The following is a 22,078-nucleotide window of genomic DNA, read 5'->3' on the forward strand; positions in this document are numbered from 1 at the left end:
TTTACATTCATGTATGTATGCCTGTAAGCTCGCAACATTCCCTTAGGTACCCTTTCCAGGACGGAGACTCATGCGCCCTACACTCATGAATCGCCCCATCGGTATCGGTGGCGCGATACTGCTCTCGCTCGTACTGTCCGCCTGCGGCGGTGACGAGTCATCCAGTGCCGGTGACCAGCAGCAGGGGCAGCAGAAGCCGCCGACACAAGCCCAGGTGCTGGAAGTCAAGGCGCGCGATATCGGGCTGTCCAAGACCTATCCGGGCATGATCCGCAGCGATCAGGAGGTCACGGTGATGGGGCGCGTCGAGGGGATTCTCGAGGCGCGTCACTACCAGGAAGGCAGTCTGGTCGAGAAGGGCGACAAGCTCTTCACCATCGAACCCGCCCCCTACAAGGCGACCGTGGAGCAGCGCCAGGCCGACGTGCAGAGCGCTCAGGCCGAGCTCTATCGCGCGCAGCGCGATGCCGAGCGCTACACGCGTCTCTACAAGCAGAACTCGGTCAGCCAGCAGCAGCGCGATCAGTCCCAGGCCGATCTGCGCACCGCCCAGGCGTCGCTGGCCCAGGCCAAGGCGGCGCTGGACAGCGCCCAGATCGACTTGAGTTATACCCAGGTCAATGCCCCGGTCAGCGGCATGATCAGCCTGAGCGAGGTCAATGTGGGCAATCTGGTGCAGCCGCCTCAGCAGCTGGCGACGATCACCCCGCTCAATCCCATCGAGGTGCGCTTCTCGCTGCCCGCCGACGACGCCTTCGCCCTGCGCCGCCAGCGTCAGCACGACGCCGAGGAAGCCGACGCCGCGGTGCTCACGGCGCCGTCAACCGCCTCGGCCACGCGTGAGCCGCTCAAGCTCGCCGGTAAGCTCGACTTCCTCGGCTCGCGGGTCGACGAGAGCACCAGCACCGTCCAGGCCGAAGCCACCTTCCGCAACCAGGATGGTCTGTTCCTGCCCGGCCAGTTCGTGCGCGTCACGCTGCCCAACGTCAAGCGCTACGGCGTCTTTGCGGTGCCCGCGGTGGCGGTGACCGAAGGGCTCAAGGGGCCGCAGGTGTACATTCTCAACGCCGACGGCAAGGCCGAGGCGCGCTTCGTCTCGCTGGGTGAGGTCGCTGGCGACTGGCAGATCATCACCCAGGGGCTCGACAGCGGCGACCGCGTCGTGGTCTCGGGCATCGGCAGCGTCTCGCCCGGTGACAAGATCGACCCGCAGCCGTTCTCCGGCAGCGCGGAGCAGCCCCAGGACAAGGCCGGCGAGAACCCCTCGCAGAAGGCCGATGCCAAGGGTGGCGAGGGCGCCGAAGGAGCCCAGGCCAGTGAGGGCGCCCAGGGCCAGACCGATGGCGGCCAGAACGGAGCCAACTGATGAATTTCTCCAGCGTATTCATCAGGCGCCCGATCTTCGCCACGGTCATCTCGGTCATCATCATCCTGATCGGTCTGATGGCGATGCGGACCCTGCCGATCGAGCAGTACCCGCAGGTGGTGCCACCGACGATCAGCGTCTCGGCGACCTATCCTGGCGCCAGCGCGCAGACGGTCTCCGACACCGTCGCCTCGACCCTGGCGCAGGAGATCAACGGCACCGAGAACATGATCTATCTGACCTCGTCGAGCTCCGACAGCGGTCAGATGTCGATGAGCGTCTACTTCAAGATCGGGACCAACCCGCAGACGGCGCAGATCAACGTCAACAACCGGGTGCAGCAGGCGCTCTCCAAGCTTCCCAGCGAAGTCCAGTCCCAGGGCGTGACGGTGGAGCAGCGCGCCTCCAGCGTGCTGATGTTCGTTGCCGTCACCTCGGCCAGCGACGCCTATGACTCGCTCTACCTGACCAACTACGCCAACATCAACATCACCGATGCGCTCAAGCAGCTGCCGGGGGTGGGGCAGGCCGAGGTACTCGGCAGTCAGGAATTCGCCATGCGTATCTGGCTCGACCCTGACAAGCTGGCGCAGTACGACCTGACGCCGGCCGAGGTGTCGTCGGCGATCCGCGCGCAGAACGCGGTGGTGGCCGCGGGCAAGATCGGCGCCGAGCCGCAGAGCGATCCTTCGCCTTACACTTACACCATCACCACGGAAGGGCGCTTCAGTAGCGTCGATCAGTTCCGCAACATTCTGCTGCGCACCAATCCCGACGGCTCTTCGCTGCGCTTGAGCGATGTCGCCCGGGTCGAGCTGGGCAAGAACACCTACGGCATCCAGGGCTACGTCAACAACAAGCCGATCGCACCCATCGCCATCTACCTCCAGCCCGGGGCCAATGCCCTCGATGTGGCGCGTGAGGTCAAGAGCGAGATGGCGACGCTCAAGCAGCGCTTCCCGCCGGGGCTGGACTACGAGATCCCCTACGACACCACGCTGTTCATCGACGCCTCGGTGAATTCGGTCGAGCACACCTTCATCGAGGCGCTGCTGCTGGTGGCGGTGATCGTGTTCGTGTTCCTGCAGAGCTGGCGCTCGACGCTGGTGGCGATGTCAGTGGTGCCGATCTCGGTGGTGGGTACCTTCGCCGGGATGTATCTGCTCGACTTCTCGATCAACCTGCTGTCGCTGTTCGGGATGATCCTGGCGATCGGGATCGTGGTCGACGACGCCATCGTGGTGATCGAGAACGTCGAACGCATCATGCAGGAGGACGAGGAGGCCACGCCCTTCAGCGCCGCGCTGGAGGCGATGAAAGAGGTCTCCGGCGCGGTCATCGCGACTTCGTTCATCATGACCGCGGTGTTCGTGCCGGTGGGCTTCATGGGCGGTCTGACCGGGCAGATGTATCAGCAGTTCGCGATCACCATCGCCATCTCGGTGGCGATCTCGGCGCTGGTGGCACTGTCGTTCACGCCGGCGATCAGCGCGATCTTCCTGCAGAACCATCAGCGTATTCGCGAATCCAGGATCGTGCGCGCGATCAAGAAGCCCTTCGCGTGGTTCAACAAGGGCTTCGAGAAGGTCACCGACCTGTTCATGGCGATCACCAATTTCCTCATTCATCAGCTGTGGCTGGTGGTGGTTGGGCTGGTCGGGGTCGGCGTGCTGTCGTGGGTGATCTACGCCCAGTTGCCCAGCGGCCTGCTGCCCACCGAGGATCAGGGCGTGGCGCTGGCCTCGGTGTCGCTGCCGGCGGGCTCCTCGATGTCGCGCACCGACGCCTATATCCAGGAACTGAGCACGCGCCTGCGTGAAGAGGTGCCGGGGATCAACTACGTGGTCGGCATCCCTGGGTTCGATATCCTGTCGAGCTCGGCCAACACCGCCAAGGGTACGGTCTTCGTCACCATGAAGCCGTGGTCGCAGCGCGACGTGACTGCGGATCAACTGATCGGCAAGATCATGCAGATCGGGGCCCAGATCCAGGGTGGCCAGACGATGGCCTTCAACATGCCGCCGATCCAGGGGCTATCGCCCACCGGCGGCTTCACCGGCTACCTGCAGTCCTACGGCGGCGACTCGCCGCAGCAGCTGGCGGCGGCGGCCGGCAAGGTCATGCAGGCGGCCAATCAGCGCCCCGAGATCGGCCAGGCGTTCTCGACCCTGGACGTCAACGTGCCGGTCTATCGCGCCACCGTGGATACCGACAAGGTGCGCAGTCTGGGTGTGGATATCTCCGATCTCAACACCACCCTGGCAAGCACCTTCGGTAGCGCCTTCGTCAACTATTTCACGCGGTCCAGCCGTAACTTCCAGGTCTATCTGCAGTCGGAAGATGACTTCCGGCGCAACCCGGAAGACATCAGCAAGGTCTACGTGCGCGGTGGCGATGGCCAGCGGATTCCGCTTTCCGAGCTGGTCACGCTGACCCGCGGAAATGCGCCCACGGTACTCCAGCGCTACAACGTCTACCCGGCGGCCCAGTTCGCCGGTGGGCCGGCGCCGGGCTACAGCTCGGGCCAGGCGGTCCAGGCGATGCAGGAGGTGGTGGCACAGACGCTGGGCTCCGACTACGCCATGGGCTGGTCCGGGGAGGCGTATCAGCAGGCCAACGTGGGCACCGCGGCGACCCTGGCGCTCTCCTTCGGCGTGGTCATGATGTTTTTGATCCTGGCTGCCCAGTACGAGAGCTGGACGCTGCCGCTGGCGGTGGTCTCGGCGGTGCCGTTCGCCTTCATCGGTGCCATCCTGGCGGTGCAGCTCGCGGGTCTCAGCACCAGCGTCTACCTGCAGGTGGGGCTACTCGTGGTGGTGGGGCTGGCGGCCAAGAACGCCATTCTGATCGTCGAGTTCGCCGAGCAGCAGCGCAAGCACGCCGGGCTCTCGGTGATCGAGGCGGCCAAGGTGGCGGCACGCCAGCGTTTCCGCCCCATCGTCATGACCTCGCTGGCGTTCATCGGCGGCACCCTGCCGCTGGCACTCGCCTCCGGGGCCAGTGCGGCGAGTCGGCATCAGATCGGCACACCGGTGGTCGGCGGCATGATCTCGATCACCCTGCTGGCGACGGTGTTCGTGCCGGCGGCCTATGTGCTGATCATGCGCGTGACGCTGTGGCTCAGCGCCAAGCTCAAGCGCCAGCACGAGGACGCTGATGCCGACGAACAGCGCTCTTGAGACAGCGCACGTGAGTCAGCGCGTGTAAGACAGCGCCGGCGCGTTGATTGACGCGCGCGGCGCTGACGATGACGCATTCGCGATCACGTCGAACGCCATATCGACTACCTTGAAATAGAGGCAACCTCACAGTGAGGTTGCCTTTTTTCTTGCGCGCGCCACTGGCGCCGATAACGCTGGCGAAAAGACGTTTTGACGCTCACTGGGGTGCTGCCGTATACCTAGAACAGGTCGCGTCGCACTGGCATCGTCAAGGTGTCACGTCAATGCGCTATTGGTCTGGCTCGCACCTCGCGTGTGAAGGGTTAACACCGGTTATCGCGGTTGGCGGGTGCGAGCGCGCAGGATCAGGGTGCGGCCCAGGTCGTCAATGCAGGCTGACGCAGGTTTTCGGGAGGCTTTACATGGTAAAGGCCGCGGTTCAGGGAAGAAGAGCCCAACACGATGACCCGAATGAGCGGCCACACTTCCGTGACTCCGTGCCGCGGGGGCCCAGTGCGCAGACCCCCTTGCCACGCCTGCGGCCGGCCTCCCCTGGGCGCGACCGGCGCGTGCTGTTCGTCACCACCGAGATCGCCGATTTCATCAAGGCGGGCGGGCTCGGCGATGTCTCCGCGGCGCTGCCGCGTGCGCTGAAGCCGGGGTACGATGTGCGCGTACTGATGCCCGGCTACCGCCAGATTCTGAGCGCCGGCAAGCCTATCGTAAAGGTGGCGCAGCTACCCGCCAGTCACGCACTGCCGGCCTGTGAGATCGGACGCCTGGTGTGCGATGACGGGCTGATCGTCTATCTGGTGCTGTGCCCGTCGCTCTACGATCGGGATGGCAACGCCTACGGTGACGACTTTGGCGTCGGCTGGGCCGATAACGACATCCGCTTCGCGCGTCTGGCCCTGGCCGCCGCCGAGATCGTCAACGATCCCACGCTGCTCGGGTGGCAGGTGGATCTTTTGCATCTCAACGACTGGGCCACCGGGCTCGCTGCCGGTTATGTCCGCTGGCTCGGGCGGCGCTACGTGCCTTCGGTCTACACCATCCACAATCTTGCCTACCAGGGGGTGTTCGGGGCCGATCGTCTGGAGCCCTTGGGCATCCCGCCGAGCGCCTTCCACATCGATGGCGTCGAGTATTACGGCCAGCTCTCGTTCATGAAAACGGGACTCTCCTATGCCTCCCACGTCACCACCGTCAGCAACAACTACGCCCGCGAGATCACCACACCGGAGTTCGGCTGCGGGCTGGATGGGCTGCTCGCCAAGCGCGCCCTCGAGGGGCGTCTCAGCGGCCTGCTCAACGGTATCGACGATCGCTGGGACCCGCGCCACGATACCCATCTGTCGCCCAATTTCGGCATCAACGACTGGCACGGCAAGCGTGCCAACACCCAACGCGTGCGGCGCATGTTCGGCCTCGACCCGAGCGGCGGGCCGCTGTTTGCGGTGGTCTCCCGGCTGGTGGCCCAGAAGGGGCTCGACCTCACCTGCGAGATCGCCGACACCCTGGTCGGCGCCGGCGGGCAGCTGGTGGTGATCGGGCGCGGTGAATATGCCATCGAGCAGTCCCTGGTGGCCCTGGCGGCGCGCTATCCCGGCCAGATCGGGGTCAATATCGGTTTCGACGAGGGCGAGGCGCGCCAGATCTATGCCGGCAGTGACTTCCTGCTGATGCCGTCACGCTTCGAACCCTGCGGTTTGAGCCAGCTCTACGCCCAGCGCTTCGGCTCGCTGCCGATCGCCCACCGTACCGGCGGTCTTGCCGACACCATCCAGGACGGCATCAATGGGCTACTGTTCGACGAGATGACCCTGGAGGCGTATCGCGTCACGCTGCGTCGCGCCTTCGATCTGTTCCATGCCACTGACCTGTTCTACGCCATGCGCCGCGCGGCCATGGCCGGGCGCCTGCACTGGCGTCAGGCCGTGGTGCCTTATCGCCGGCTCTACGCCGAGCTGCTGGCGGAGACTACGCCCGCCACCGGTAGCTACCACGGTAGCGTGCGATGAGTGGCGTCGACAGCGGTGCGACGTCCGCCGCGGCGGGCTACGATTTCGGCGCTCTGCGCTGGTGGCTGATGGCATCGATGGCGCCGCCGCCGGGAGTACCCGACGACAGCGACTGGCGCTGGGACGACGGCGACTGGATGCGGGTACGCGGGGCGCGCCACCAGGGCGATCTGCCGCTCGCCTTCTATTGCCTCGATGCCGCCGAGTGGTACGCCTCGCGCTTCTCGCCGCCGCTGCGCTGGGACGCCCTGATCCAGGAACTGGTGCCCTACGTAGCGGATCTCGGCTTTACCCATGTCGCCCTCGATGCAGCGCTGCTGGCCGAAGGTGATGCCACGATCCGCGGTGTGGTCGAAACCTGTCATATCGCGGGTGTCGGGGTGGTGGTGAGCCAGCCCACGGGCACGGCCCAGAGCCTCGAGCGCTGCCGTCGGCTGCACGTCGACGGCATGTATACGCCGACCGACGAGTACCAGGCCGGCTGCTGCCGGCTGTTCGTCGATGACGGTCGGGCCGATGTGATCCTGGCTTTCCGGCCTGCCTGGCAGGCGGCGTTGAGCGACTATCTGGCGCGTCCGCCGCTGTCGCGCTGTCGCCATCACGCCCAGTGGATCGCGGCGCTGACGCCGGCGCCCAGAGGGCGCGCGCTGCTGGGGCAGATGCCGGCGCCGGGGATGTCACTGGGGACATGGCGCCAACGCGTGCACGGTGACGCCTGGCAACGTTTCGCCAATCTGCGGGCCGCGCTCGGCATGATGTGGGCGCTGCCCGGCGAGAAGTGGCTGGGGATGGGCGTCGAGCTGGGCCAGGTGCTGGCCGAGCCTTTCCCCGAGGCGATCCACTGGCCGCTGCTGTTCGAGAGCCGCCACGCCGGGATGCTGCGGCTGGTGGCCGATCTCAACCGGCTCTATGTCAACGAGCCGGCGCTGCAGATCCGCGACGACGGCGACAACGGCTTCGAATGGCTGGTGCCCGACGATGGCCACAACAGCGTGGTGGTATTCGCGCGGCATGCCGACAGCGGCCACGCGGCACTGATCTGCGTCAGCAACTTCCAGGCCTGCGTGCATCAGACCTATCGCTTCGGTGTCCCGGCGGGCGGGCGCTGGCGCGAGATCTTCAACAGCGACAGCGTCTTCTACGCTGGTAGCAACGTGGGAAACGGGCGCACCCTCAGGGCCTGCCCCGAGCCCAGCCATGGCCAGGCGCAGTCGCTTACGCTGACGGTGCCGCCAATGGCCACGCTCTTTCTACGCCATGAAGTCTGGCATGGAGATACCCCATGAGTGCGCTATCAGCCTCGTCTTCGTCAGACGCCCGTGGCGAAGCCTTTGCACCGCGCTACGGCGCTCACTGCGACCCCGCGGGCGGCGTCTCCTTTCGGCTCTGGGCGCCGAGTGCCGTGCGGGTAATGCTGGAGTGCGAAGGACAGGCGCCGGTCGCGATGGCGCAGGCCGAGGCGGGGGAGTTCGTCGCCCGGCTCGACTGCCCGGTGGGCAGTGCCTACCGCTACCGGGTCTTCGTCGGCGACGACGACACCGGGCTCGCGGTGCCCGACCCTGCGTCGCGGGCGCTGCGCGACGGGGTCGACGGCTGGTCGCTGGTGGTCGACCCCGGCGCCTACGTCTGGCAGCAACCGGACTGGCGCGGCCGCCGCTGGGAAGATAGCGTGATCTACGAGGTGCATCTCGGCGCCATCGGCGGCATGGCCGGGCTCGAGCGACGGCTGCCAGAGCTGGTCGAGCTCGGCGTCACGGCGATCGAACTGATGCCGCTGGCCGAGTGTCCGGGCACTCGCAACTGGGGCTACGACGGCGTGCAGCCCTACGCCGTGGCCTCCTACTACGGTACCCCGCAGGCGTTCCAGGCGCTGGTGGACACCATCCACGCCCATGGTCTGATGGTGTTCGTCGACGTCGTTTACAACCACTTCGGACCCGACGGCAACTTTCTACCCCACTATGCCGAGGCGTTCTTCCGGGACGACGTCAGCACGCCTTGGGGCGCGGCGATCGATTTCCGGCGCCCTCAGGTTCGCCGCTTCTTCATCGACAATGCGCTGATGTGGCTGCTCGACTATCGCGTCGACGGCCTGCGCTTCGATGCGGTGCACGCCATCGGCGACCGCGGCTTCCTGCTCGAGATGGCCGCGACCCTGCGGGCGCGGGTCGGCGGCGCGCGTCACGTGCATCTGATGCTGGAGAACGAGCACAACCAGGCGAGTCTGCTCGGCGGCGACGCCTACAGCGCCCAGTGGGCCGACGACTGGCACAACGTGATGCACGTGCTGCTGACCGGCGAGTCGCAGGGCTATTACGCCGATTTCGTCGGCGACGCCACGGCCAAGCTCGCCACCTCGATGGGCGAGGGATTCGTCTTCCAGGGGCTGGCCACGCGCAAGGGCGAGGCGCGCGGTGAGCCCAGCGCCGGGCTGGCGCCGACAGCCTTCATCGACTTTCTGCAGAATCATGACCAGATCGGCAACCGCGCTCTCGGCGAGCGTCTGAGTCAACTGGCCGATGCCGATGCGCTCGCCGCCGCCACGCTGCTGCTGCTGCTGTCGCCCAAGATTCCGCTGCTGTTCATGGGTGAGGAGTGGGGCTCGCGGCGGCCTTTTCTGTTCTTCACCGACCATCGCGATGCACTGGCCGATGCGGTGCGCGAGGGGCGCCGGCGCGAGTTCGCCGAGTTCGCTGCCTTCGAGGATCCGGCCCAGCGCGAGCGCATTCCCGACCCCAACGCCCCGAGCACCTTCGCCGCTGCCTGTCTCGACATGGCCGAGGCCGAGCGTCCCGAGCATCGCGCTCAGCGCGAGCGCTTTGAAGCCTGGCTGGGGCTGCGCCATACCTGGGTGGTGCCGCGCCTGGCCGGTGCCCGGGCTAAGGGCAGCGAGGTGATCGGTGAGGCCGCGGTAGATGCCTGCTGGCGGCTGGGAGACGGCAGTACCCTGCGTATCGCTATCAATCTGGGCCAGGCCGCGGTGAGTCTCGCCGTGTCGGCGCCGCTGTTGGTCGCTTCGCACGCCGACGTGGCCGCGGCGCTGGGCGTGGGCCAACTGCCGCCGCGGCGCTGCGCGGTGTGGCTGGATGCCCAGGAGGTCACGCTGTGAGCGCGCACGCTACCGACGACGCCTCACTGCGGACCCTGGCCGAAGCGGTCGGACTGGTTCTCGAGTGGGAAGCCAGCGACGGCAGCCACTGTACGCTCGACGCCGCGCGTCAGCGTGAGATGCTGACGCGGCTGGGGTGGCCGGCGGCAGATGCCAGCGAGCTGAGCGAGAGCCTCGCCCGCTGGCGCGCGCAGAGCGCGCCCTACACCTGGCCTGCGCTACCGTCGCTGCTGATCGCCGATGCCGATGTGGCTTTCCCGCTGCCGCTCGTCCAGGCCGCAGGGCTCGGCTTTACCCTGCGTCTGGAGAGCGGTGAGACGCTGGGCGGTGAGCTCGATGCGGCGGGCTGTCTGCCGCCGATCGATGCCTGCGGCTACCACCGCCTGACCCTATCTGGTAGTAGCGGCGAGCGGCTCACGCGGACCCTGGCGGTAGCCCCTGCGCGCTGCTTCACGCCCGCCGACGTGCGCGCCGAGGGGGCTGCGGCACGGCTCTGGGGCGTGGCGGTGCAGCTCTATTCGCTCAGGCGCGAGGGCGATACCGGGATTGGCGATCTGCAAGCGCTCGACGAGCTGTGCGCCGGGCTTGCCGAGCAGGGCGCGGATGCGGTGGCCGTCAGCCCGATCCATGCCCTGTTCGCGGCCGACCCCCAGCGCTACAGCCCCTACGCCCCCTCCAGCCGGCTGTTCTACAACGTCTGGCACGCGGCCCCCGAGTGCGTCTTCGATGCGGCCACCGTGGCCTGGGCGGCAGCGCCCGATCGCGCGGCGCAGGCCCGGTGTTCGCAGGCAGCACTGATCGACTGGCCGGCCAGCGTCGCGCTCAAGCAGGCGCAGCTCGAGCGCCTTTACCATCATGTGATGGAAGCCGAGGAGGCCCAGCACTGGCAGGCGCAGTTCGAGGCCTTCTGCGAGCAGGGCGGAGAGGCGCTCGAGCGCCACTGTCGCTTCGAGGTGCTCCAGGCCGAAGCCCAGGAGCGCGATTGGCGACACTGGCCGTCGGCGTGGCGCGATCCGCGTAGCGCCGAGGTGGAAGCCTTCGCCGACAGTCATGTCGAGGCGGTGCGGTTTGCCGCCTTTCTGCAGTGGCTGATGGCCGCCGGGCTCGAGCGGGTGCAGCAGCGCGCATGCGAGGCCGGCATGGCGATTGGTCTGATCGCCGATCTGGCGGTGGGGGTCGACCCCTGTGGTAGCCAGGCGTGGAGTTTCCCCGGTCAGCTGTTGACCGAGTTCAGCGTCGGCGCGCCACCGGATGCGTTCAACGCCCGCGGCCAGGACTGGGGCGTGGCGGCGTTCTCACCGAGTGGGCTGGTGCACTCCGGCTATCAAGGCTTCATCGCCATGCTGCGCGCCGGTTTCGCCCATGCCGGCGGCCTGCGTATCGACCATATTCTGGGGCTCTCGCGGCTGTGGCTGATCCCCCAGGGCGAACCCGCCGACCACGGCGCCTATCTGCGCTTTCCCCTCGACGATCTGCTGCGACTGGTCTCACTCGAATCCTGGCGCCACCGCGCGATCGTGATCGGCGAGGACCTGGGCACGGTGGAGGCGGGGCTGCGCGACAAGCTCGCCAGCCGCGGGGTGCTGGGTATCGGCGTGCTCTGGTTCGAGCGCTACGGCGACGACTTCCTGGCCGCCTCGGCGTGGCGTCAGGGCGTGCTGGCCACCACCACCACCCATGATCTGCCGACGGTGGCCGGCTGGTGGCAGGGACGTGATCTCGACTGGCGCGAACGGCTGGGGCTGTTCGGCGAGGGTGAGACCCGGGCGACCCTCGATGCCGAGCGCCAGTGTGACCGGGCGCGGCTGGCCGCGGTCTGTGGCATCGCCGAGACGGCCGCGCCGGCCACGGTGGTGGATGCCGCGCTCGGCCACATCGCCGCCACCCCGACCCCGCTGGCCCTGCTGCCGCTGGAGGATCTGCTGGCACTGACCGAGCAGCCCAATCTGCCCGGGACCGTGGATGAACACCCCAACTGGCGTCGCCGGCTACCGCTGCCGATGGCGCAACTGGTGACGCAGGATGCGTTGCGGCGCCGCCTGGCGCAGATACACGACCTGCGCGGTCACGCCGGGTCACGACAAGGAGTGTCATCATGAGACCGATCCGGGCTACGGTGCGGCTACAGCTGCACGCCGGGTTCGACTTTGCCGCCGCGCGCGCTCAGGTCGACTACTACGCCGCGCTCGGCGTCAGCCACTATTACCTGTCGCCGATTCTCACCTCGCGCCCCGGCTCGACCCACGGCTACGATGGCGTCGACCCGACCCGCATCGATCCCGAGCTGGGCGGTGAGGCGGAGCTGGCGGCACTGGTCGAGGCGCTGCACGCCCGCGGCATGGGCATCGTCGCCGACATCGTGCCCAACCATCTGGCGATCGGTGCGGACAACCCCTGGTGGCAGGACATGCTCGCCCGCGGCCGCGCCAGCGAGTTCGCCGACTGCTTCGACGTCGACTGGGGCCGCGCCGATCTCGACGGCAAGCTGCTGCTGCCGCTGCTGGGCGAACGCTATGTCGACGTGCTCGCCGCGGGCGAGCTGACGCTCAGCTGGGCTGAGGCGGCGCAGCGCTTCGAGGTGCGCTATCACGAGCACCGCTTTCCCATCGATCCGGCCCACAGCGCGGCGCTGTTCGCCCTGGGTGGGGTCGAGACGTTCGAGTCCGAAGCCGCAGAGCCCGACGCCATAAAGGCAGCACTGGCGGCGTTCGACAGCCGTCACGAGAGCGGCCGCGCGCGGCTGCACGGGCTGCTCGAACGTCAGGCCTATCGGCTGGCCTACTGGCGCAGCGCCAACGATGCGCTCAACTGGCGGCGCTTTTTCGATATCACCGAGCTGGCCGGGGTGCGCGTCGAGGATTCACACGTGTTCGCGCTGTGCCACGATACCGTGCTGGGGCTGGTGGCGCGGGGCTGGATAGACGGTCTGCGTGTCGATCATATCGATGGCCTGGTCGATCCACGCGGTTATGCGCAGCGTCTGCGCGAGCGTCTGGATGCCATCGCCGCCGAGCGCGGTGAGACGCGCATCCCACTCTACGTTGAGAAGATTCTCGCCGGCCACGAAGCGCTGCACAGCGACTGGGGTGTCGATGGCACCACCGGCTACGAGTTTCTCGACGTGATTTCCGGCGTGCAGCACGACCCCGCGGGGGAGGCGCCGTTCGCCGCGCTGTGGCGCGAGGTGAGCGGACGCAGCGGCGACTTCTCCGCCGAGGTCGCCGCGGCCCGTAGCGAGATGCTGACCGGCCCGCTATGCGCGGAGTTCGAGCGCTGTATCGCCGCCCTCTGCGCCCTGGCGCGCCACCTGCCGGCCACACGCGAGCTGAGCGAGCCTGCGCTGCGCCGCGTGCTCGGCGCGCTGGCGATCGGCTATCCGGTCTATCGCAGCTACGCCGATCGCCACGGCCGCCCGCAGGCCGACGCCGCCGATTTCGACCACGCTCTCGAGAGTGCCCGCGTCCGGCTCAGTGCGGCCGACGCCGCCTGGCTGGCGACCCTCGACGACTGGCTCGGCGGCGTCGCCCCGGAGACGCTCGAGGCACCCGAGCAGGCGCTGCGTCTGCGCGCCATCGCTACCTTCCAGCAGCTCACCTCACCGCTGGCGGCAAAGGCGGTGGAAGATACCGCCGGCTATCGCAGCGCGGTGCTCCTGTCGCGTAACGACGTCGGCTGCGAGGGGGCTCACTTCGCCTACCCGGTCTCGCAGCTGCATGCGGCCAACCGTACGCGCCTGGCGCGCTTCCCGCACAGCCTGCTGGCCACCGCGACCCACGACCACAAGCGCGGTGAGGACGTGCGCGCACGCCTGGCCGCGCTGAGCGAGTGCCAGGATCTGATCCCTCGGCTGCGTGAACTCGCCGATGACCCGCGCCTGGGCGCGGGCGCGGCGGGTATCGGCGGTGGGGATCGGCTGATGCTGTTGCAGATCCTGCTGGCGGCTTGGCCCCTGGGTCTCGCGGCCGAAGACAGCGATGGCCTGGCGGCGTTTGCCGAGCGGGTGATGGCGTGGCAGCAGAAGGCGCTGCGCGAGGCCAAGCTGCACAGCCACTGGCTGGCCCCCGATGCGGCCTACGAGGAAGCCGCGGCAGCAGCGCTACAGCGCGCCCTGGATGGCGGCGAGCTGACCCGGGCGCTGGCGGCGCTGGCGGCGGCGCTCGACCTGCCCGGGGCGATCAACGGTCTGGCCCAGGCCGCGCTCAAGCTGTGTGCCCCGGGGGTGCCGGATCTCTATCAGGGCACCGAGTTTTGGGACCAGTCGCTGGTCGACCCGGACAACCGCCGCCCGGTGGACATGCCTGCGCGGCGCGCGGCGCTCGACACTGATGCCACGCCGGCGGCGGCCTGGGCGCATTGGCGCGACGGTGCGGTCAAGCAGGCGCTGATCCGGCGCCTGCTGGCACTGCGCGCCGAGTGGCCGACGCTGTTTCTCGACGGCGACTATGTGCCTCTCGGGGTCACCGGCCAGCGCGCCGAGCATGTCATCGCGCTGGCCCGGCGCAGCGCTGACGCCACCCTGGTGCTGGTGGTGCCGCGCTTGCCGCGGGCGCTGCTGGGCGCGACCGCTGGCACGACTCTGGCGTGGGGAGATACTCGCGTCGAACTCGCCGCGCTGGGGCTCGAAGGTGCCGGGGTGGCGTGTCTGACCGCGACCTCCGCGCCAGCCGATGGTCTGGCGCTTTCGACCCATCTGGCCGATTTCCCCTGCGGCGCCTGGCTGTGGTGTGACGTGTCGACATCTGCAACGCCGTGAGAGCGGCTTACCGCGCCAGAGCGTCTAGGCTGTTGGTAGCGGGGCCGAACCAGGCCACCGACCCTTGGTCACCGCGAGGCAGGGATTGCCTCATCTTCGTCAATTCGCTTAGGGAGAGATCGTCATGAGCAATCGCGAGCAGAGAGTCAGAATGCTGGCCTACCGGATCTGGGAGTCGGAAGGACGACCGGAGGGTCAGGAGGCGCGTCATTGGGCCATGGCCGAGCGCATCGTCGAGGCCGAGAACGCGCGCGAAGAGGAGCAGGAGTGGGAGCCGGCGCATGACGAATCGCCCATCTTCGAGGGCGAGGAGCTGCCGTTGGAAGCGGACGAGCAGGGTATCGACGAGCAGCGCCTGCCGCTGGACGACCCCGAGACCGAAGCGCTGAAGGAGGAGGACACCGGCGTCGAGGTGCATCCGGTTCAGCCGCCGGCGAAGCCCGCGCCGCGCAAGCCTAGCGCCAAGAAGCCCGCAGCCAAGCCCGCGTCCGATGCCTCGGCCAAGCCCAAGACGCCGCGTGCGCGCAAGCCACGCAAGCCCGACGACGGCGCCTGAGGCTGACGACATTCAGGCCGAGATCGAGACGCACCCGATCGTCACGACGCTGGCCGTCGAGTCGACCCGTACAGGCAGTATCCAGACAACGCCCAAGGTTCTCCCGGAGAGTCATGCATGAGACAGAATGAGTACGAGAATGGCGCCCGGTTCGAGGTCGACCTGCGCGGCGGAGAGGCAGAGAGCAGCGGCATCGCGATCCAGGGGGGCGTGGTGCAGAGTTCGCGTATCCAGGAAGGGCTGCCGTATCCGCTGGGGGCGACTTGGGACGGTCTGGGCGTCAACTTCGCGCTGTTCTCGGCCAGCGCCACTCGGGTCGAGCTGTGCCTGTTCGATGAAAGCGGCGAGCACGAGGTCGAGCGTATCTCGCTGCCGGAGTACACCGACGAGGTGTGGCACGGCTACCTACCCGACGCGCGGCCGGGACAGCTCTACGGCTATCGCGTGCACGGCCCGTACGACCCGCAGGCCGGGCACCGCTTCAACCCGAACAAGCTGCTGATCGACCCCTATGCCAAGCAGCTGGTGGGCGAGCTGGTATGGGACGATGCGCTCTACGGCTACACCATCGGTCACGAGGAGGGCGACCTGAGTTTCGACGAGCGCGACAGTGCGCCCTTCATGCCGCGCTGTCGGGTGATCGACCCTGCCTTCACCTGGGGCCGCTCGACCGAGATCCTGGTGCCGTGGAGCGACACCGTGATCTACGAGACCCATGTGCGCGGCTACACCATGCGCCACCCGGCGGTACCCGAGGAGCTGCGCGGTACCTTCTCGGGGCTGGCAGTGCCGGAGGTGATCGACTATCTCAAGGCGCTGGGCATCTCGTCGCTGGAGCTGATGCCGATCCACGCCTTCGCCGACGACCGTCACCTGCAGGAGAATGGGCTGCACAACTACTGGGGCTACAACACCCTGGCCTTCTTCGTCCCGCACCCGCGTTACATGGCGACCGAGAACATCAGCGAGTTCAAGCAGATGGTAGCGCGCTACCACGCCGCCGATATCGAGGTGCTGCTCGACGTGGTCTACAACCACACCGCCGAGGGCAACGAGATGGGGCCGACGCTCTCGCTGCGCGGCATCGACAACGCCTCCTACTACCGCCTGATGCCCGATGAGCGGCGCCATTACATCAACGATACCGGCACCGGCAACACCCTCAATCTATCGCACCCACGGGTGCTGCAAATGGTCACCGACTCGCTGCGCTACTGGGCCCAGGAGATGCGGGTCGACGGCTTTCGTTTCGACCTGGCGACCATTCTGGGGCGCGAGGCCGATGGTTTCGACGAGGGCGGAGGGTTCCTCGACGCCTGCCGCCAGGATCCGCTGCTGTCTCAGTGCAAGCTGATCGCCGAACCCTGGGACTGCGGCCCCGGCGGCTATCAGGTGGGCAAGTTCCCGCCCGGCTGGGCGGAGTGGAACGACCGTTTCCGTGACGACATGCGTGCTTTCTGGCGCGGCGATGAGGGGCGTCTGGCGGCCTTCGCCAACCGCCTCACCGCCTCGGCCGATCTGTTCGATCACCGTGGGCGCAAGGCGTTCTCGTCGATCAACTTCATCACCGCCCACGATGGCTTCACTCTGCGCGATCTGGTCAGCTACAACGACAAGCACAACGAGGCCAACGGCGAGGACAACCGCGACGGGCATGACGACAACGTGTCATGGAACCACGGCGTCGAGGGCGAGACCGACGACGCCGAGATCCGCGCGCTGCGCATGCGTCAGATGCGCAACCTGCTGGCGACCCTGATTCTTTCCCAAGGTACCCCGATGCTGCTGGCCGGCGACGAGTTCGCGCGCACCCAGGGTGGCAACAACAACGCCTATTGCCAGGATAGCGAGATCGGCTGGGTCGACTGGAACCTCTCCGACGAGGGGCGCGAGCTGCTCGCCTTCACCCAGCAGTTGATCCGCCTGCGCCGCCAGTACCCGATCCTGCAGCGTGGCCGTTTCATGAACGGCAAGCGCAACGAGACGCTCGATATCAAGGACGTCACCTGGCTCACCCCGGCGGCCGAGGAGATGACGGTCGACAACTGGCACGATGCCGAGGCCAAGGCGATCGGGGTGATTCTCAACGGTCACGCCCAGCCCACCGGTATCTGCCGCCTCGGCAACGACATCACGGTGCTGCTGGCGCTCAATGCCGGTGATGACGACTGCGATTTCGTGCTGCCGGCGGTGCCGGGCGGCAGGGCCTGGGTGCGGCGCATCGATACCTTCGACCCGGCGGCGGCGGACGTGAGCTGCGAGATCGGCAGCGAGTATCGGGTCGCCTCGCGCAGCCTGTCGCTGTTCGAGCTGCAGGAGAGCGACGATGCCGCAGCCTGATACCCGGCGACGCCCGCCGCCGCCATGCATCGATGAGGAGTGGGTATGACCCGCCGTGAATCAAGCTCAGCCCGAGCAGCGCATGCCGCGGGCCTCGCGGCCGCCGACCTGGAGGCGCTGGCGCGCGGCACGCTCGCCAACCCGTTCGCGCTGCTGGGACCGCACGCGCGTGACGATGGTCAGGTCGAAGTGCGCGCTTACTTGCCCGGCGCCGAGTCGGTAACCCTGGTCTGTAGCGACAGTGATCGCTCACTGGGGACGTGTCGAACAGGGCCCATCGAGGGGCTGTTCGTGGGCGAGCTGGCGGCACCGAGCGCCTACCGCCTGCGCATTCGCTGGCCCGACGGCGAGCAGCTCTGCGCCGACCCCTACGCCTTCCCGCTGCTGCTCGGCGACATCGATCTGCATCTGCTCGGTGAGGGCACGCATCGGCGCCTGGGCGAGTGTCTGGGAGCCCAGGTGATGACCTGCGACGGCGTCGCCGGGGTGCGTTTCGCGGTGTGGGCGCCCAACGCCCAGCGCGTGGCGGTGGTGGGGGACTTCAACGGCTGGGACACCCGCCGCCACGGCATGCGCTGCCGCTATCCGGCAGGCGTGTGGGAGATCTTCATTCCCGCGATCGGGGCAGGCGAGCGCTACAAGTTCGCGTTGATCGACGTCAATGGCGAGTCGTTGCTCAAGGCCGACCCGGTGGCGCTCTCCACCGAGGCGCCGCCGCTGACCGCCTCGGTGGTGGCGGATGCCACGCCCTTCGACTGGGGTGACGACGCCTGGCTTGCCCGCCGCAGCGAGCGTCAGGCGGCCGACGCCCCGATCTCGATCTACGAGCTGCATGTGAGCTCGTGGCGTAAGCACGGCGGTGACGAGGGCGAAATCTACCGTTGGCCCGATCTGATCGACACCCTGATCCCCTACGTGGTCGAGATGGGCTTCACCCATATCGAGCTGATGCCGATCATGGAGTATCCGTTCGGCGGCTCCTGGGGCTATCAGCCGCTGTCGCTGTTCGCCCCCAGCGGGCGCTTCGGCACGCCGGCCGAGTTCGCCGCTTTCATCGATGCCTGTCACCGGGCCGGCGTCGGGGTTCTGCTCGACTGGGTGCCTGGTCACTTCCCCTCCGACCCGCATGGACTCGCGCGCTTCGACGGCACTGCGCTCTACGAGTACGCCCACCCGTTCGAGGGCTATCACCAGGACTGGAACACCTATATCTACAATCTGGGCCGACGCGAGGTGCACGGCTTCATGCTCGCCTCGGCCCTGCACTGGCTGCGGCATTTTCACATCGACGGGCTGCGCGTGGACGCGGTCGCGTCGATGCTCTATCGCAACTACTCACGGCGCGAGGGCGAGTGGATTCCCAACCACCGCGGTGGTTCGGAGAACCTGGAGGCGATGGGTTTTCTGCAGCACCTCAACCAGGTGGTCGCCGAAGAGGTGCCCGGTGCCGTGGTGATCGCCGAGGAGTCGACCGCCTGGCCCGGGGTCACCGCGCCGGTGGCGCACGACGGGCTGGGCTTCAGCTACAAGTGGAACATGGGCTGGATGCACGACACCCTGAGCTACATGAGCCACGACCCGCTCTATCGCCGCTACCATCACGACCAGCTCACCTTCGGGCTGGTCTATGCCTTCCACGAGCGCTTCGTGCTGCCGATCTCGCACGACGAGGTGGTTCACGGCAAGGGCTCGCTGATCGACAAGATGCCCGGCGACGAGTGGCAGCGCTTCGCCAACCTGCGTGCCTACCTCGCTTTCATGTGGCTGCATCCCGGCAAGAAGCTGCTGTTCATGGGCTGCGAGTTCGCCCAGGGGCGGGAGTGGAGCCACGACCGCGAGCTGGACTGGTGGCTGCTGCAGTACCCCAGCCATGCCGGCATTCAGCGTCTGGTGCGCGACCTCAACGCTTTCTACCGCGAGCGCCCGGCGCTGCACGCCCGCGATACCGAGGCGGCGGGGTTCCGCTGGGTGATCGGCGACGACAACGTCAACAGCGTGTTCGCCTGGTGGCGTTTGGATGGCGACGGGCAGCGGGTGCTGGCGGTGGCCAACATGACCCCGCAGACGCTGACCGGCTACCGCATCGGGGTGCCCACCGCGGGGCACTGGACCGAGCGCTTCAACTCCGATGCCGAGCACTATGGCGGCAGTAATATCGGTAACGCCGGTGGTCTCGAGAGCGAAGCGACCGCCTGCCACGGCGAGGCGCAGTCGCTGGTGCTGACGCTGCCGCCGCTGGCGGTGATCGCGTTGCTGCCGCCGGCGTGAGGTTCGTCCGGGCCGTACCTCGCCGTACCTCGGTCCGGGTGAGCGCTACCGCGCTCCGCGGTCCGGCATAGATCCTAGCCGACGACCATGCCGTCACGCTGCGCCAGCAGCGCCCGGGTGACGCCGTTGGTCCAGCCAAAGCCATCCTGCAGCGGGTATTCGCCGCCGCGCGCGAACTCGGCCCCGGGGTAGAGCACGTACTTTTCCACCAGCTTGTGCTCGCGCCGGTAGAGGTCGTAGACCAGCGACAGCCAGCGCTCGGCCAGATCCTCCGCCACGTCGTGGAATCCGTAGTGGCGAAAGCCCTCGATCGCCATCCACTGCAGCGGTGCCCAGCCGTTGGGGTGGTCCCACTGCTGGCCGCTGTCGTTGATCTCGGTGGTGACTAGCCCGCCGGGGGCGAGCAGGCGCTGCGCCACCACGTTGACCACGCGTTCGGCCTGGCCGGGTGAGGCGAGCTGCAGGTAGAGCGGCACCACGCAGGCCGCGGTGAGATGGATGCTGCGGCAGCCGCGCTGCCAGTCGTAGTCATAGTAGGCGCCGCGCTCCTCGCACCACAGATAGCGATCGATCGCCATGCGCCGGCGTTCGGCACGCTCGCGGTAGTGTCCGGCCTCGGACTCTTCGCCGACATCGGCACACAGCTGCCCGAGCAGATACTCGAGGTGGTAGAGCAGCGAGTTGAGCTCGACCGGAATGAAAGCGGTGGTGCGGATGGTGTGCAGCTCGCGGGTATCGTCGAGCCAGCGGCCGCTGAAGTCCCAGCCGCTCTCGGCGCCGGCGCGCAGATCGCGGTAGACCTGCTCCGCCGGGCGCGACGAAGCCTGGGCCAGCTCGTAGTCTTCGCGATAGGACTCCTCGCGCGGGGTGGCGCGGTCGTCCCAGTGGCGGTTGAGCCAGCACTCGTCGTCGAGGCGCACGCAGCGGCGATGGGCCTCGCCCGGCTTGAGCTGGGCCTCGCCATGCATCCAGAAGGCATACTCGCGCTTGAGCTGCGGCAGGTAGTCGACCGCACGGCGCTGGCCGCGCTGTTCGAGCAGCGCCACCATCATCGAGAAGATCGGCGGCTGCGAGCGGCTCAGATAATAGCTGCGATTGCCGTTGGGCATGTGGCCGTAGCGGGCGATCAGATCGGCGCAGTTGTCGGCCACCGCGCACAGCAGCCGATCTTCGCCGCTGGCGGCGAGCCCCAGCATGGTGAAGTAGGAGTCCCAGTAGTAGAACTCGCGAAAGCGCCCGCCGGGTACCACATAGTCGTGGGAGAGCGAGAGCAGCGACGACCATAGCGGATGCTCGCGGGAGTTGCGCGTGAGTGCCGGCCACAGGCGATCGATATGGGTGACCATGTCGTCGCTGGTGTCCGCCTCGTAGCCGCTGCAGGCGATCGGGTCCTCCTCGAAGTGGGCATCGACGAAGGCGCGCAGATCGAAATCGGGGTTGTCGCGCTGGGCTTCGTAGGCCTGCATGATCTGCTGCGGCGGCACCCGCGGTACGCTGTCGGCGAAGGTTTTGGAGTCCTCGAACAGGTGCGCCAGCGCTACCGCTTCGAACAGCTCGCCGAAGCGGTCATGCGGGGTGACGGCGGCGTCGTGGTAGGTGTCCCGGTCGGTGGTGGCCTGGAGGCTTGTCGGCATCATCGCTCCTCTGCGGCACGCTCAGCGGTAAAGTGGATCTACTCTTCATACTGCCAAAGTAGGCCCCCGTCTACCGGCAAGGACGTTCCGGTCATGTAATCGGCATCCTCTGAGGCGAGAAACGCCACCACGCCGGCGACGTCTTCCGAGCGCCCTAGGCGGTTGAGCGGGATATTGCCGAGCAGATGTCTGAGCTTCTCGGGATCCTCGTCGAGGGCGCTGTTCATGGGCGTCTTGATCGCCCCGGGGGCGACGCCATTGACGGTGATTCCCAGCGGTGCCAGCTCGATCGCCAAATTGCGCGTGAGCATGCGCAGCCCGCCCTTGGCCAGGCAGTAGCTGGTAAAGCCAGGGAAGGGCAGATCCTCGTGCACCGAACTCAAGTTGATCACCCGCCCGCCGCGGCCGACACCGCGCAGATAGCGCACGAACGCCTGGGTGGTGAAGAATACTCCCTTGAGATTGGTATCGAGCACCTTGTCGTAGTCGGCCTCGGTCACCTCCCAGAAGGGCGCATCGATCTCCAGCCCGGCGTTGTTGACCAGAATATCGAGCCGTCCCAGCGCCTCGACGCTTTCGTCGATCAGCCGGCGGTTGGTCTCCACCTGGGAGATATCGCCGGTGACGATGGCGGCGCGGCGCCCGTGCCGACGCACGCGCTCGGCGGTCTCCTCGGCGCGCTCGGAAGGACGGCTGCCGCTGACCACGATATCGGCGCCCTCCTGGGCCAGGCGCTCGGCGATGGCGCGGCCGATGCCCTGAGTGCTGCCGGTGACCAGTGCTACCTTGCCTGCGAGACGCATGTGCTGCTCCTGCTGTGGGGACCGGGTGCGGTCCGCAACGTGAGTAAAGTCGTAAGGCCTGAGGAAA

General features: G+C 67.5%; 12 protein-coding genes. 10 read left to right on the plus strand and 2 right to left on the minus strand.

Annotated features, from left to right (window positions below; genetic code table 11):
* The first annotated feature begins 70 nt into the window (after positions 1-70).
* The 10 genes from J0A90_RS15200 (at position 71) to glgB (ending at position 19,574) form a co-directional block, all read left to right on the plus strand.
* Positions 71-1,366, plus strand: coding sequence for an efflux RND transporter periplasmic adaptor subunit (locus J0A90_RS15200; protein WP_233076834.1), 1,296 nt, complete (start codon positions 71-73; stop codon positions 1,364-1,366).
* The gene (locus J0A90_RS15205; protein WP_233076835.1) at positions 1,366-4,545 is read left to right on the plus strand and encodes an efflux RND transporter permease subunit; all 3,180 of its coding nucleotides are present in this window, start codon (positions 1,366-1,368) and stop codon (positions 4,543-4,545) included. The genes J0A90_RS15200 and J0A90_RS15205 overlap by 1 nt, the downstream gene beginning before the upstream one ends.
* A gap of 509 nt (positions 4,546-5,054) precedes the next feature.
* Positions 5,055-6,548 carry a glycogen synthase GlgA gene (glgA, locus tag J0A90_RS15210; protein WP_233076836.1) on the plus strand — a complete coding sequence of 498 codons (1,494 nt, stop codon included), beginning with the start codon at positions 5,055-5,057 and terminating at the stop codon, positions 6,546-6,548.
* The gene (locus J0A90_RS15215; protein ID WP_207031297.1) at positions 6,545-7,834 is read left to right on the plus strand and encodes an alpha amylase C-terminal domain-containing protein; all 1,290 of its coding nucleotides are present in this window, start codon (positions 6,545-6,547) and stop codon (positions 7,832-7,834) included. Before glgA ends, J0A90_RS15215 begins: the two co-directional genes overlap by 4 nt.
* Complete coding sequence (gene treZ, locus J0A90_RS15220; protein WP_207031296.1) at positions 7,831-9,657, plus strand: malto-oligosyltrehalose trehalohydrolase; 1,827 nt, start codon at positions 7,831-7,833, stop codon at positions 9,655-9,657. Before J0A90_RS15215 ends, treZ begins: the two co-directional genes overlap by 4 nt.
* On the plus strand, positions 9,654-11,756 hold the full coding sequence (gene malQ, locus J0A90_RS15225; RefSeq protein ID WP_233076837.1) for a 4-alpha-glucanotransferase: 2,103 nt from the start codon (positions 9,654-9,656) through the stop codon (positions 11,754-11,756). Before treZ ends, malQ begins: the two co-directional genes overlap by 4 nt.
* The gene (gene treY, locus J0A90_RS15230) at positions 11,753-14,410 is read left to right on the plus strand and encodes a malto-oligosyltrehalose synthase (protein WP_207031294.1); all 2,658 of its coding nucleotides are present in this window, start codon (positions 11,753-11,755) and stop codon (positions 14,408-14,410) included. Before malQ ends, treY begins: the two co-directional genes overlap by 4 nt.
* A 124-nt stretch (positions 14,411-14,534) precedes the next feature.
* On the plus strand, positions 14,535-14,966 hold the full coding sequence (locus J0A90_RS15235; protein ID WP_207031292.1) for a DUF2934 domain-containing protein: 432 nt from the start codon (positions 14,535-14,537) through the stop codon (positions 14,964-14,966).
* 117 nt (positions 14,967-15,083) lie between these two features.
* Positions 15,084-17,306 carry a glycogen debranching protein GlgX gene (glgX, locus tag J0A90_RS15240; protein ID WP_207031291.1) on the plus strand — a complete coding sequence of 741 codons (2,223 nt, stop codon included), beginning with the start codon at positions 15,084-15,086 and terminating at the stop codon, positions 17,304-17,306.
* Positions 17,307-17,351: 45 nt separating this feature from the next.
* Complete coding sequence (gene glgB, locus J0A90_RS15245; protein WP_207031288.1) at positions 17,352-19,574, plus strand: 1,4-alpha-glucan branching protein GlgB; 2,223 nt, start codon at positions 17,352-17,354, stop codon at positions 19,572-19,574.
* 74 nt (positions 19,575-19,648) lie between these two features.
* Here the strand turns inward: glgB and treF are convergent, their stop codons facing one another.
* Entirely contained in the window at positions 19,649-21,208 is a 1,560-nt protein-coding gene (treF, locus tag J0A90_RS15250; protein ID WP_207031287.1) for an alpha,alpha-trehalase TreF, read from the minus strand.
* A 38-nt stretch (positions 21,209-21,246) separates the two neighbouring features.
* Complete coding sequence (locus tag J0A90_RS15255) at positions 21,247-22,011, minus strand: SDR family NAD(P)-dependent oxidoreductase (protein ID WP_035476059.1); 765 nt, start codon at positions 22,009-22,011, stop codon at positions 21,247-21,249.
* Between the last annotated feature and the right edge of the window lie 67 nt (positions 22,012-22,078).

Origin of the sequence: Salinicola sp. DM10, from assembly GCF_017306975.2 — a bacterium.
GTDB lineage: Bacteria > Pseudomonadota > Gammaproteobacteria > Pseudomonadales > Halomonadaceae > Salinicola.